This is a genomic window from Paenibacillus sp. N22P23 (assembly GCF_059383735.1).
Window position 1 is genome coordinate 142,374 of the sequence record NZ_JBXENT010000004.1, and the last position, 13,934, is coordinate 156,307.

9 protein-coding genes are annotated in these 13,934 nt (G+C 48.4%); all 9 read right to left on the reverse strand.

Annotated features, from left to right (window positions below):
- Positions 1–31 precede the first annotated feature (31 nt).
- Entirely contained in the window at positions 32–1,015 is a 984-nt protein-coding gene (locus AC506A_RS18820) for a carbohydrate ABC transporter permease (RefSeq protein ID WP_495462549.1), read from the reverse strand.
- Positions 1,015–1,905 (reverse strand): carbohydrate ABC transporter permease, encoded by an 891-nt coding sequence (locus tag AC506A_RS18825; RefSeq protein ID WP_495462550.1) that lies wholly within the window; start codon positions 1,903–1,905, stop codon positions 1,015–1,017. Before AC506A_RS18825 ends, AC506A_RS18820 begins: the two co-directional genes overlap by 1 nt.
- The gene (locus tag AC506A_RS18830) at positions 1,898–4,204 is read right to left on the reverse strand and encodes a DUF5696 domain-containing protein (RefSeq protein WP_495462551.1); all 2,307 of its coding nucleotides are present in this window, start codon (positions 4,202–4,204) and stop codon (positions 1,898–1,900) included. Before AC506A_RS18830 ends, AC506A_RS18825 begins: the two co-directional genes overlap by 8 nt.
- On the reverse strand, positions 4,194–6,254 hold the full coding sequence (locus AC506A_RS18835) for a YIP1 family protein (RefSeq protein ID WP_495462552.1): 2,061 nt from the start codon (positions 6,252–6,254) through the stop codon (positions 4,194–4,196). Before AC506A_RS18835 ends, AC506A_RS18830 begins: the two co-directional genes overlap by 11 nt.
- A gap of 11 nt (positions 6,255–6,265) precedes the next feature.
- Positions 6,266–7,147: a carbohydrate ABC transporter permease gene (locus tag AC506A_RS18840; RefSeq protein WP_090981407.1), complete on the reverse strand. Its 882-nt coding sequence runs from the start codon at positions 7,145–7,147 to the stop codon at positions 6,266–6,268.
- A 40-nt stretch (positions 7,148–7,187) separates the two neighbouring features.
- Positions 7,188–8,093: a carbohydrate ABC transporter permease gene (locus AC506A_RS18845; protein WP_090981405.1), complete on the reverse strand. Its 906-nt coding sequence runs from the start codon at positions 8,091–8,093 to the stop codon at positions 7,188–7,190.
- Positions 8,090–11,212, reverse strand: coding sequence for an extracellular solute-binding protein (locus AC506A_RS18850; RefSeq protein ID WP_495462553.1), 3,123 nt, complete (start codon positions 11,210–11,212; stop codon positions 8,090–8,092). The genes AC506A_RS18845 and AC506A_RS18850 overlap by 4 nt, the downstream gene beginning before the upstream one ends.
- A gap of 67 nt (positions 11,213–11,279) precedes the next feature.
- Positions 11,280–12,722, reverse strand: coding sequence for an ABC transporter substrate-binding protein (locus tag AC506A_RS18855; RefSeq protein ID WP_495462554.1), 1,443 nt, complete (start codon positions 12,720–12,722; stop codon positions 11,280–11,282).
- 96 nt (positions 12,723–12,818) lie between these two features.
- Complete coding sequence (locus AC506A_RS18860; protein ID WP_495462555.1) at positions 12,819–13,865, reverse strand: LacI family DNA-binding transcriptional regulator; 1,047 nt, start codon at positions 13,863–13,865, stop codon at positions 12,819–12,821.
- Between the last annotated feature and the right edge of the window lie 69 nt (positions 13,866–13,934).

Below are 13,934 nucleotides of genomic sequence, written 5' to 3' on the forward strand. Positions count from 1 at the left end.
ACCCTCTCCATATCGTCTATGAATCCATGAATTACTCGCCTGTAATACCTGTTTTATCTACTACTTCTACGAATCGTCTCTGAGCGAACATGTAGAGGATAAGCAGCGGCAATACGATTAGCAGCGTGCCTGCCATACGGATCGACTCATTGATATTCTTCGTCTGACCTCCGCCAACTGCTGCTCCGCCTCCATACAGCTTCGTGAACGAGTCATTGAACGTTTTCAATTGCAGCGGAAGCGTCGTCATGCTTTCACCAAGATAAAGAGATGTCAGATACGTCTCGTTCCAATGCCATACCGTCGAGAACAACATAACAACGACGATAGCAGGCATGGAGATCGGAAGAATGACCGTAAAGAACGTCCGAATGAAGCCGGCGCCATCCATTTGTGCTGCTTCTTCGAGCGATGCCGGAATTGTCCGGAAGAACTGCGTATAGATCAGAATGAACAGTACGCCCTTAATCCCTTGGGCAAATATGGTCGGAACAATAAATGGCAGCGATGATCCGAGCATATGATACTCGTTGAACATCAGATAGAGCGGAATCATAACAACTTGAGAAGGAACGATGAACGTAATCATCATCAGGCCAAGTATGATCGATTTGCCCGGGAAGCGGAACTTGGCAATGCCGTATCCGACCACTGCACAAGAAATCGTCTGTCCGATCGCCGGAACAACCGAATTCAAGACCGAATTCCAGAATGTATCCATGTAGTCAAGAACATGCCAGGCTTGCGTGAAGTTATCGAGGTACAGCTTCTGTGGAAGCCATAGCACCGTCGGATCCAGCAAGTCTGATAGACTCTTGAAACTTTGCGATACAAGATACAGAATCGGATACAAATAAACGAACCCGATGCTAATAAGCAGCGCATAGACTAACAATTTGAATACGATTCCGTCGTTGCCTTGTCTTCCCATTAGAATACGTTTGCCGCGATTGAAGGCACGAATCAGAAAAGCTTTCTGCAACTTCGATGTCTGCAACTTCGATGTACGTTCCATTAAGCTCTCCTCCTCTTCGGTCTCACATTCACGTCATCGTTATTACGGAACAGCAGCAGAATCAATAGCAAGAATACAAATATGACACCGAAGTAGATCCAGGCAATTGCGGTCGCATAACCGAAACCTGTCGTCAGGTTGAACATATTTTCCTTGATTAACTCAATGACATCGCTGAACGAGTTCGTGAACAAATCAACTGTCGTATAAATCATATTGACCGCGATAAACGGCTTGATAGCAGGCAGTGTTACTTTCCAGAAGCTTACCCACGGCGATGCGCCGTCGATAGCAGCCGCTTCGTATACTTGCTTGTTAACCTTCTGCAAGCCTGCCAGGAAGATCAATATTTGTACGCCGGAGAACCATAGAATCAAGATGAGCTGTTGAATAAGACTAATGATCGGTGATGACCATGCCGGGCTCAAATTGTCTTTAATAATCTCGATAATCCCGTACTTCTCCACGAGCGGAATCGCCGTTGCGCCTTGGCTGAACAGCTCATTGACAACCTCACCGCTCGTAATGACGACCGGTAAGAAGAAAATCGCTCTGAACAGCCCTTTCATCTTGATCGGCTGATTGATCAATAGTGCGACGAGCATCGAGAAGACAATGATGATCGGGATCATACCTACAGCTGATTTCACAAATAGTAGCAGCTTCTCTACGAATTCCGGGTCAGACAAGAACGCATATTTGTAGTTGTCCCCACCGGTATAATCGGTCACAATGCCTTCCGCGCTGATCGTAACTTTGTGTAAGCTCAAATAGACCGAGTAATAAATCGGATAGGCCATAAACAGAATGAAGCCAATTATCCAAGGCGATACCAGCGCATAACCGGTGAACGCCTCTCTCATTTTTTTGGTTACTTTCAACTTACTCACCCCCGATGACAGCGAAGCTCTTCGCCTTGACGCTGACTTCGTTGTATGTGTAGTCGCTTGATGTGTAATTCACGACAATTTCCACGCCGTTGGAATATTTGACTGCTGAAATGCCGTAGTCCGGCACTAGACGTGCTTCGATTGTTGCATCCTGCACCTTGTTCAGCGCTTGGTTTACGGCTTTGTAGGTTTCTTTGATCGGCTGTTCCAAATCGGTATATTGCGTTGTCAGCAAATCCACCGAAGGCGTATCTCTCAGCTTCCAATACGGCTCATGCGTGAGCAGGTACGTAGGATATTGACCGAAATCGATCATACGCAGCGTATCCTCGCGAGGACTGGAGGCCGAGTTGGACGGCCAGCCGAAATAGTCGATGTAGCCATGCAGCACGATTTGCAGGAACGGTACCGTATCCGTTTCGTACATGTACTGCGAAGCGCCTGAGCCCATGCCGAACATCGTATCCGTGTATTTCCACAGGTAGTCGTTCGCCTGAACAATCGCGAGCTCATTCAGTTGTTCCTTGAAGTTGGCGGCGAGCTCGCGGTACGCATTCGCGGTTTGCTCACGCGTAAACGGATGTTTCTTGTTATAGTCGGAAACGAGCGTGCTTCCCGTAATGTCAAGCGCCAGCCCATCTACGCCAAGCTCCTTCATTTCCTCGGCATCGTCCTTCGCAATTTCAACCGATTTGACCGGGCTAATGTCACGCGCCATGATATCGTCGAAGAAACCACCGTCGCCCCAGCCGAAGAACGGAAACTCGTTAATTTCGTTGTTGATCGCCCGAACCGCATCGGATCTGAAATTCATCAAATCGGAATTTCCGAAGGCAATCGTGTAGTTATTGTACAGATAGACCGGAATGTCTTTACTAGCCAAGTACTTCTTCAGATCCTTAAGACCCGAAGCGCCGCCTAGCTTGGACTCCACCGGGAACTCGGCAGGACGCGCGCCGTTTAAGCCGCCGTCATTCCAGCCCTCCAGTACCGTCTTCAAGTTCGAAATGCCGTTCTTCTCCAGACTGTCGACAATCGACTTCGCCTGATCAAACGTCGTCATCGGAACGACCTTGGCGCCGAATGCGCTCGCTTCCGTCTCGCCGCCCAACAGGCGAAGCTGCAACGGAACGTCCGCTTTGCTCTTCGTCGTCTTCTCTTTGGTCAGCTCGCCTTTTTCCTGCAAGTACGTTCTGTACGTCTTCGCCATCCCAACATAATCCGCTTCCTTACCGCCAAGGAACTTATAACGAACTTGACGGTCCGTCTTCAGCGCATCTTTCTGGAACGTATTATAGCCGCCCATCGATTTACTCGTCGGCTGGAAGTAGCCGTAGCGGATTTCGAATTTCGGAGCGACCCAATAGAAGTCCGTGCTTAGCCCGCTTGGATAAGCGACAATCTTGGCATTGAATCGCCCGTCCTCGACGATGCCGAGTACGCCGTTTTGCCCTGCGCCATGCACGACTCCGAATACCGGAACCGATGTGCGGCCGGTATTCATGTTGCCGTCCGAGGTATAGTCGGTACCGTAAATCTTGCCGACATATGGCTCGTCAAATCGGGAATGCGCCTTGTTAAAGCGAATGAGCGCGCCGGAACGGTCCGGAATAAACAGGTAGCCTGGGATATCCGCCTTGTGCACGGCGCCGAGAAACGGATACGCCTGGATGGAAGCCAACTTGCTCTCGCCTTTCTCCCACATCGAATCCGCGGGCATCGAAACAACGAGCGAATCGTTCTCGATCTTGACCTCGAGTGCGAGGCCTGCATTCAACGTTTCGAACGAAAGCTTCACGCGCACCCCTTGTTCGATCGGCTCGATACCGTCGACTTTGCCGCCGAGCGACAAGTAATTCCCTGTGCTCAGCATCTCTTCGGCGTTATAGTATTCGAGCAGAACCGGCGATTTGACAGCGGTCTGCCACTCATCGTTTAACTCGGCCGATTGCAGATCGGCATCGTTTGGCGTGGAAGCCCAAACATAGCCGTTCTCCTTGTTCTTCACCATAATGGCAAGCGTTGCATTCGTCATATAAAGCTCCAGCGAGCCGGACTCGCCGATCTTCTTATAGTCAGACGGAATCGTGCGATTCGCAATGGCGCCTGCAGTCTTCTCCGGCATCGTATAATTGTTCGATCGGTAAGGGAATGAGCCTTCCGTCTTATTAAGAACGATCTTGCTCTGACCTTCAGTGGATTGTTGCTCAACTGTAGCCCCATATGCGAACTGATACAACCCAACCGCTGCAAGCGCAGCAGACGCGACCAGGACAATCGGTTTCTTGTTAATGGACACGCAGATTCACCTCTTGGAATAACGAGTAAACAAATTCCCACACCTGGTTCGACAGACCGAACAGGATAAATGCAACAAACGCCATAATAAGCATGCCGATGATCGTGAGAACGATGTTTCTAACAGTCTCCTTAATTTCGTAGCCGTGGATCTCCTTCACCATAATGAAGAGCAGGATTGCACACCACAGAATGACGATATTGTAGGAGTAGTTATAAATGACACCCTCCATAAGGGTAAGGCCACGTGACATAATCGCCAGCGGAATTGCAAAAATAATGTAAGGGGACAGCGCGTAAATCGTCCCTTTATAGATGTTCTTGAAGCTGCCTTCTCCATCGTTGATAACGCTGACGAGATAGTTGGAAATCACCCATGCGAACAGCGGGATGATCAGCTTGAGAAGTTCGGTCACGATGTTAATCTGCAGCGGCTCAATCGTTGCGAACAGGAAGTTGGTCGTATACAGACTGAACAAACGAACGCCGAACAGAATGACCAGCAAAACTGTGGCCGATTTCACTGAAGCTTTGTTGTTATGCTCCAGTTCGTAATAGCCTTCGATCGGATGCCGCAGCATACGGAAAATATGTAGCAGCTGCGCCACGAACCACTGTCTTGTCACCTTTAGCCAAACAATGACGACTGGTTTACCGAATTGGTACTTCCGGTAAGAGAAGCGAATCGCCATCAAGGCGATAATGGCGCCGATAATGGAGAACGCAACGTCGACTGCGTGATTCATGATCCACTCGCGGCGGAGCTCCCAATACGCATTGGAATATTCTTTTTTGTTTTTGGAAAACTTGAATTTCTCGAACGCTTCCTGGTATTTGCCTTCTTTAAAATAAGCAAGACCGATACCGGTGTGTGCTAGCGAGAATAAGCTGTTCTGACGCAGCACTTCATTCCATGGTTCACGGCTCTGTACATATTTGCCGTCCAAGTAAAGCCCAAGCGCTTCGTGAACCAGCTTCGTAAATGCCGTTGGCTGGTAAACTGTAACGTTGCCGCGCTCGCCGCTCAGAACAAGTAACCTACCATCTGAGGTGACTGCAATTCCTGTCGGTGCTGCCAGCAAGCCGAGACGTTGTTCACCCGTGTCGCTGTAGCTGAAGAGGAACATCAGGTTACCGTCGCGATTGTATTCCAGGATCATGCCCTCACCGGCATCGACCGCATAAATATTTCCCATGTTGTCGGTAGTGATGTCGGAAACCTGATTAAGCGACCATGTTCCGCCCAGCAAATCCTTGCCCGCTACGTTCAGCTTCTTGATGGCGCCGCCGTTAATACCTGTCGTACTCGTATAGATAAGGCCCTCCGAGTCAACCGAGATATTCGTCGGCGAGATCGGCATTTCGCGAGTCATTTTGCTTAGCTGAGCCTTTGTATAGAACATGCGTTGCAGCGTCTTCAGCAGGTTGAAGCCTGCCCGGTTACCACCGAAGTAGCCAAGGAACTTGCCTTCCTTGTCCAATCGGACAAGACCTTGGATAAGACCTTCGCCGATAATATAAATGCTGCCGCGTTTGTCGACAATAACCTTCTGCGGCTTGAACGGCGTATCTTTGCCGTACAGCTTCGATTTCGGCTTGCCGATCGTCTGCTTCAATTTGCCGTCCTTACCGAACACGACGACGCTTTGTTTGCCGTAATCCGCAACGTAAATATCTTTCTCTTCCGTTACGAATACGCCCTTCGGCTGCTTCAGATCTCCATCGCCGATAATTCGGATGAAGTTCCCCCATGAGTCCAATTCCACAATTCGGGCGTTGCCGGTATCGGCAACGTACACATGATCTTCGTTATCTACGAAGATGTCCTGCGGGTTATTCAACTCTACTTTCCCGTTGCTTAGCGCTTCATTCTCGCCAAAGATGCTATACCCGTCGATTGCGCCTACAGGCATGTAGGCGTTCTGCATCATAATGCCATGACCTTTTTCATCGATCGTGAAGGTAGGATAAGGCACGTCCGCATAAGCAGTAGACGAACCAACCAATAGCGCAGCCGCAACGAGAAGTGTGAGCCATCTGAATCTGAACATTGTTCTCCTCCTCACTTCAAACCGGAATGCGCCATCGTATCCATTACTTTACTTTGCATGAATATGAAAATGGCCAAGTTCGGAATAAACATCAGAAGCGCTGCCGCCGCTGCCATCCCTTGACCGGCAATATTATTTTCCATCGCGGTAGTCGTCGTAAGTGTACTCATGTAGAAAGCAAACGTCTTTAACGTTTCTTTGCTCATGAATAACGAGGAAGTTTCCGCGTTGTTCCAAGCCAATTGGAACGAAAGAATCGCTACGGTCGCAAGCGCCGGCATAATCATCGGAATGACGAGCTTACGGAACACGTAATAATCGTTCGCTCCGTCCAGCTGCGCTGCCTCGATGAGCGCATTCGGGATTTGATCGACGAATTGCTTAACCAGAAACACCCCTACCGGCAATGAAAGCATCGGTAAGATATGGCCTAGGAAGTTATCTGTCAGCCCTAACTTTTCGATGACCAAATACCGCGGAATCGTAACGGCCGCCGGTACGAACATTAGCGCGATAATGTTTACTTCGAACACGACTTTTTTCATTTTGAATTCTTTCTTGGACAAAGCGAAGCCTGTCATGGAACAGATCACGATGGACAGGAATACGACTGAGCCGGTTACAAGAATACTGTTGAACAAATATTTCGTCTTCGGAACCGCTGAAACGTCGCCGACGCTGAACAATGTCGCAAAGTTACTCCACGTCGGATGCTGAACAAACAGCTTCGGCGGATATAGAAACAGTTCGTCTACAGGCTTAAGCGCCTGAGAGAAAATAAAGATAATCGGCAAGATCATGAACACGGACAAAGAAACAAGGAAGAGAAAGAACTTCCATTGACCGAAACTGAACCGATCCGGATTGATTTTATTAGCATGAAAAGAAGCCATTTACGCCATCACCTTCTCCCAATTCGTAATACACTGCGGACTAGTCGGAGTCGCCGAACAAGCGCCAGCACAGTTTAGAAAATCCGTAAACAATAATGAGCAAGACTACGGAAACCGCTGAAGCGTAACCCATATCATAGCGCAGGAAACCATAGTCCTCGATATGATTGATCATGAGTTGACCGGCATTTTGCGGTGTAGGATTGGCGCCCGAGAGCTGCACGCCAATCGCTCCGGCTTGGAATGTGCCGACGACAGCCATTACGGCGCCGAATAGCATTTGCGGCTTCATGCTCGGAATGGTAATGTACCACACCTCTTGAAGACGGTTGCGAATGCCATCGATATAGCCGGCTTCATACATCTCCCCGTTAATGTTGAGGATACCCGCGAGCATCGCTAGGAAGCCAACGCCCATACTGTTCCAGAGCGATACGGTCACCATGATCGGCATTAGATAATGCGGCGATTGTGTCCACTGAATCGGCTCGTTGATAATCGCAAGACTCATTAAGAAATGATTCAAATAACCGGAAGCATTACCGCTGAAAATAACGAGCCACACGACAGCCATTGCAATTGCTGCAGTCAGTGAAGGCGAATAGATCGCGAGGGCAATAACTGTACGCGATTTCTTCGGAATTTGCGCCAGCAGCCAAGCGAGCCAGAAGGATAATAAATATCCTCCCGGACCGACCAGCAGTGCAAATTTAAGCGTGTTCGGCAAGACGTACATCATAAAGGCATTATCTTGTGTAATCAGGTTTACATAGTTGGTCAGTCCGATAAACTTAGGCGTTTGAATCGAGTTGAAATCCGTAAACGACAAGTAAATGGCAGAAACGACCGGAACTACGACAAGCAGAGAAAAAATGATAAAAAACGGACTAATAAACACAAAGGCGTTAAATTCGTTTTTTATTGCTTTTGCAGTCGCAGGCTTCACTTCTCATCACCTCGTTTGGCCATGTCTGACATATTCGGCATAATCGGCACATGAAGCGGTTTGACAACTTTACCGTCCTTGAGATAACCGAAATCCGTAAGCTGCTTCTTAATTTCGCGATTGCCGTTAATGACGGCGTCTTCCATCGCCCTTCGCGCGTTGTAGCCGTCGAAGACGACTTTGTTCCAAGCGTCGCTGATTTCCCGCTCTACCATGTAGTCACCGAAGAAACGTGGAATATCCCATAGCCATTTCCATTGCTCTTGAATGACCTCAATATCTTCTTTCGGCCAGGAAAGCTGGCTGAACGCTTCGACATTGGCCGAATTCCATTTGTAAGTCGGTCCATAGATCGCTTCCAGATTGTTACCGAAACGAACTTGAGCCTCTTCGGAAGTCCACCATTTCAGGAACTCCCATGTATCGTCTTTCTTCTTGCTGCTGTTGAACATGATTCCGGTTGCGCCTGTTCCCGGAGCGGTCCGGTTTACGACGCCGTCCTTGCCTTTAACACCAGGGTAAGGAGCAATCTTCCACCAACCGGCAAGCTCAGGAGCTGCTGCGGTCAACTGGATATAAGTAGTAACATCTGCAATCCCGATCGGCAGGCTTCCATCGCGGAACTGGTTGTAGAAGCTCGGTACCTGCAGCGGAACGCTGTATACCGTAAACATGTCCGTCATTTGTTTCAGTCCAGCCAATGCCTCATCCTGATCGATCGCAGTGTGAAGGCCATCGTCGGTGTACAGCTTGCCGCCGGTTTGATAAATAAAAGGAACGGTGTTGTTATAAGGCTTAAATCCGCCTGTTTGCGACAGCGGCAGATAGAAATTCATCCCGAAACGCTGCAGCTCCGGCAAGATTTGCTTCACTTCTTCCATCGTATCGGGAACAGGAATATTCAGCGCATCGAGAATATCCTTCCGATAGAACATGACCCAGAAGCTTTGTGTTTCCGGCAAAGCATACAGCTTCTGATCGAAAGTGACCGGAACGAGTGCACCAGGGGAGAATCGTTTCTGCACTTCGTCAAAGCCTTGGAATTGATTCATGTCCGCTAACGCTCCGCGCGCGGCAAGGCGGAAAGGAATGTAGTTGCTGACGCCAAGTGCTGCGTCAGGCGCATTACCAGCGGCGCTGGCAAGTACAAGCTTTCCTTCGTCTGGCATAATGGAGAGCGTTACTTTAATGCCGGTTTTCTTCGTGAATTCTTGATTGATTAGCTGCTGCATTTGGGTTACGTTCTGACGCGAACGGTTTACCCACACCTGTACGGCATCTTTATCGTCCGCGTTTACTTTGGAATAATCACGAGTAAACGATTTGAAGAACGCAGCGATGCTGTTCATAAATGATTTGAAGAAGCCTACCTTTTCACTCGGCAGCTTGCTGTCTGAATAGATATAGAACCGATCCAGCTGCAGTGGCTGTCTTGGCAGCTTCGTGTTAATGACACCAAGCGTCTGCAGCACGGAGCCGGAGCCTTCGGACAGACGGTTAAATTGATAAGGGATTTTCTCCGGTTCCTTCGACATCCGCTCAAGCGTTTCCGCCGCAACGAGCAAATTGCTCGCTTGGTCCGGATTAGCGCCGGCAAGCTTCTTAAGCGCGGCGTATTGTTTGCGCAGAATAGAAGCAAATTCTTCCAGTTTCTGCGGCAAATCAGGCATCTGTTTGGTAATATCCCAGTCCCGATTCACGTCCATCGTGTTACCCGTTGCCATCTTAATCTCTAGCGCCAATGTGTTAATATCCCACATAACATTCTTAATCGTTTGAATGACTTGTCCATAAGGAGCAGCGTCGGCGCGGAGCGATATTTCATGTTCCCCCGCTGTAAGCGCAAATTGATACGCTTTGCCGTCTTTGCCTGACAATGTTTCATTGCGCCATTCATCCGTGTAAGGGAAGGCGTATTCATTCACTTCTTTGAATGGCACTTTACCATCTATCATTAAAGTGCGATATACGGGCATGCTCGTTTTTCCAGTCTGCAAATACTTGAATCCCAGTTGGTAAGAGCCTGCCTTATCCACTTTCACTTTCCAAGTAGCACGCTGTCCACCTACTTGCCACGCCTGCTCGTTCTCTTCGGCGTTTCCACTGGTTGCAATCGTTTCTCCACCGAGCGTGTTTAACGTGACTTTACCGTCTCTATGAGGAACAACAGTTGCATCTCCGCTTGCAATCGCGCGGATCGACGGCTCCGATTTGGAAATTGGATGCTCGGCTTCCACGACAATGATTGAAGATTCTGCTTTAGACAAGCTGTTCGCTTTCGCGTATTGCTCGTATTGCGGCAGTACCTCTGGGGAGGAAATGACGATTCGGCCAATTAGGGCCGCTTCGCGCAAATTCATAAGTTTAATACTGTTCGTGCCTTGTTTCAGATAGAACCGCAGCGGTTCTGCTGTGAAATAACTGGCATCCATTAATGGAGCCGTTTGCCATTGCTTAATTTGCTTCTGGCTTGCCGGCGTCTCATTCCCGAGCGCGTCCCGGTCGAATGTCGCGTTTTCATCTGTCCACAGCTTCGGAAGCACAACTCTTCTGGATTCAAAAAACGGATATTTTCCGTTTACTTCAATAGCCCGCTCAATCGGAATAATCTTATCCGACGTCGAGTAATAGTCGATTTTAACTTGGTAGAGCCCATCTTGCGGCGCAGTTACATTCAAATCGATCGAATTCAAGTCGTCTGTCCATGAAAACACCGGCTCATCATAGCCGTTTGAATCAGAAGTCAGTGAAGCTTTGCCGTTAGGCGTCATAAACTGATTAGGATGAATAATGATATCAGCTGCCGCGTCTTTGATCCCTTTGGCCTGCCATGCTTTGAGCACGTCGCTGTAGGCATCCTCTACGACCTTCTTAACAGGGGAGTCTTCTTCCTCGTCACCTGCTGTGTCCTTTACTTCATCTTCCTTACCGGCGCCAGAAGAAATATCGCTGCCACCGCCAAATAAACCATCTAAAATATCGTCGTTTTCTTGTTTATCTTTGTCAGGCGTAGTAGCCTCAGCAGCATGCGCAATGGACTGACCATGGTACGACACAGGCATAGCTGTCGCCAGAAGCGATACAAATGTAATAGCAGCTAATAAAGGTTTGAACTTCATGCTTTCACCCCAGTAGAACAATTTTTCCTCCCCTAATATAGAGGAGGAAAAATTGTGATTACTTGCTTTATTTTGTTGCTTCTTTGATTTTTGCTACCGCGTTGTTGTAGTACTCCATTGATTTCTCTTGCAGCTCAGCAGCTACGTCTTCCGGTCTTGCTTCACCTTTTTGGAACTTCTCGTTGTACTTGTCTTTCACTTTAGAAGTGAAGTCCGCAAAGCCCGGTTGGTATTTGAATGTTTCAAGCACACCTGTTGGGATTGCTTTTACGATATCTTTAACGCCAGGAGTTACGAAATCCTGTGCCAACCATGCTTCCCATACTGTAGGATCGTTGACAAGCGGCATCGAAGCTAGTGGAGACTCGTCTTTAATACGTGCCAACCAGCCGTCTTTGGAATACGTCATCCATTTCAGGAACTCTACTGCTTCTTTCTTGTGCTTCGAGCTCTTCGTTACGCCTGCATAGTCCGTAACCAGTCCGGCTTTTTGTTGTTGACCGTCATAGCCCGGAACCGGAAGGATATCCCAGTTGAATTTCAAGTTTTGTTTGTACCAAGTCAGGCTCCAAGTTGCATCGAACACCATACCGACTTTACCGATGTTAAAGCCGCTGATGTCTTTGCCGTACCATTTGTCTTTTTCTTCTTTCTTGTAGCTTTGAAGCGATGATTTGTCTTTCATACCGAAGTTGTTCGCCCAGTTAACGGCTTGCGCCCAAGCTGGGTTTGTGTAGTTATACTGAGTGCCGTCCCATGTGGAAGCACCAAGCGTATTGTCAATGTTAGGGATCAGGACGTCGCCCATGCCCGCTGCACCATCTATACCGAATTGCTGTTCGTTAAAATTCGTAAGCTTCTTGGAAATATCCTCGAGTTCAGCTACTGTCCAGTTAGCACTAGGAATTGGAATATTCGCTTTTGCAAATAAGTCTTTGTTAATGTAAACGCCCCATGAGAAAAGTCCGTGTGGCAATGCAAATTGCTTGCCCTCGTATTTACCTGTGTCGGCTAAGTTGCCGTAGATTTTGTCAGGAGCAAAATCAGGATCTTGTTCCAGGTAAGGCGTCAAATCTTCAAGCCAGCCGCTGCCTACAGCGAGAGGCACATTAAACAACCAAGTTACATCGGGAAGTTTGTTAGCTGCTGCTGCAGCTGCCAATTTCTCATCCCAAGGCCAATCCATCGATTTATCGATGACTACTTTAATGTTCGGGTGAGCAGCTTCGAATGCTTTGATACGTTTCATCTCAGCTCCGTTATCTGCTTTATCGCCCCAAGTTCCGTATGTGATCGTTACAACTTCATCCGTTGCTGCTGGCTCTTCAGCCGCCGGCTCTTCAGCTGGCTCCGTTGTCGTGTTTGTCGCTGTATTATTGGTCTCTGTTGTGTTGCCCGTATTTGTGTTTGTTGCTGTGTTGTTCGCATTGTTGTTGCTGCTGCCGCAGCCGGCAAGTACAAACGATAAAGCCAGTACCATCAAAAGCAACATATTCATTGACTTTTTCATTCCAATTCTCCCCCAGCTCATGAATGTAGATTTGGTGATTCTTAGTCGACTTCCCCATAAACACAATAAAGCTCGACTTGCTAATGTACTGCCCGGTTAACCCTGGTTTCGCCTCCCTTCATGGAATATCGAAATTTCATCATGTTCATTGTGAGTGCCTTTGTATCCACAGGATTGACGGATGACGAGCTGTGTTGGGAGTAAGATGGAGTTCTCTTCCTTCTGTACATTGAACACAAGCTGTGTCGCTATCGCTCCCATTTCATATTTAGAATGGCCGATTGTCGTTAACGAAGGTCGAACGAACGGTCCAAAACTAATGTTGTCAAAACCTACGACTGCGACATCCTCTGGCACTCGCACGCCGCCTTCACGCAGCGCTCGCATGGCGCCGATCGCCATCTCATCATTCGCTGCGAAGATCGCGTCCGGCAGTCGTTTGCACGCCATCATGACCTTCACGGTTTGATAGCCTCCTGCTTCCAAGTAACGCCCTTGCAGGCTGATCTTCGCCGGCACTTGAAGGTTATGTTCCGTAAGTGCACGCTTGTAGCCGTCATAGCGTTTGGAATTGTCATACGCGGCGAGCGGCCCGCTAAGGAATTCAATACTCTTGCGACCTAATTTGATGAGATGCGTGACCGCATCATAAGCACCTTGTTCGTTCGTGATCAGTACGCTGTGTACATAATCGCTCTTGAGCTCTCGGTCGAGTACGACGATCGGGAATGACTCTGCCGCCACCTGAAGGATTAAACTGTCCGGAATCGCAGTACCCATAATAATGGCGCCATCTACGAACTTTTCTCTCAGGAAGCGATTCGCTGAGCTGTTCTCACCGCCATATGTACTGCAAACAATGAGATTGTAATCATGGGAGGCAACTACCTCCTGCACACCTTCAATAACTTGACTATAGAAAGGTCCGCCCAGATCATTCAGGAACAGTCCGATCGTTTCACTCTTACGTTTCTTCAAATTTCGTGCCGCGCCGCTTGGCCGATAGCTTAACTCTTCCGCAGCTCGAATGATTTTCTTTCGCGTTTCCTCACTTATCTTCGGTGAGTTATTCAGTGCGTAAGAAACAGTTGATACGGCAACTCCGGCCATTTTTGCAACATCTTTGATCGTAGCAGCCATCATCAATTCCACCTCGGGTTCAGCCTGTTGAAACGTTTCGAAAGAATAAAGTAAAATTCCCCCATATGAAAC

Excerpts from the sequence above, each read along its gene's own strand:
- AC506A_RS18840 (WP_090981407.1), bottom strand. The coding sequence starts at position 7,147 with ATGGCTTCTTTTCATGCTAATAAAATCAATCCGGATCGGTTCAGTTTC.
- AC506A_RS18835 (WP_495462552.1), bottom strand. The coding sequence starts at position 6,254 with ATGTTCAGATTCAGATGGCTCACACTTCTCGTTGCGGCTGCGCTATTG.
- AC506A_RS18820 (WP_495462549.1), bottom strand. The coding sequence starts at position 1,015 with ATGGAACGTACATCGAAGTTGCAGACATCGAAGTTGCAGAAAGCTTTT.
- AC506A_RS18855 (WP_495462554.1), bottom strand. The coding sequence starts at position 12,722 with ATGAAAAAGTCAATGAATATGTTGCTTTTGATGGTACTGGCTTTATCG.
- AC506A_RS18850 (WP_495462553.1), bottom strand. The coding sequence starts at position 11,212 with ATGAAGTTCAAACCTTTATTAGCTGCTATTACATTTGTATCGCTTCTG.
- AC506A_RS18860 (WP_495462555.1), bottom strand. The coding sequence starts at position 13,865 with ATGATGGCTGCTACGATCAAAGATGTTGCAAAAATGGCCGGAGTTGCC.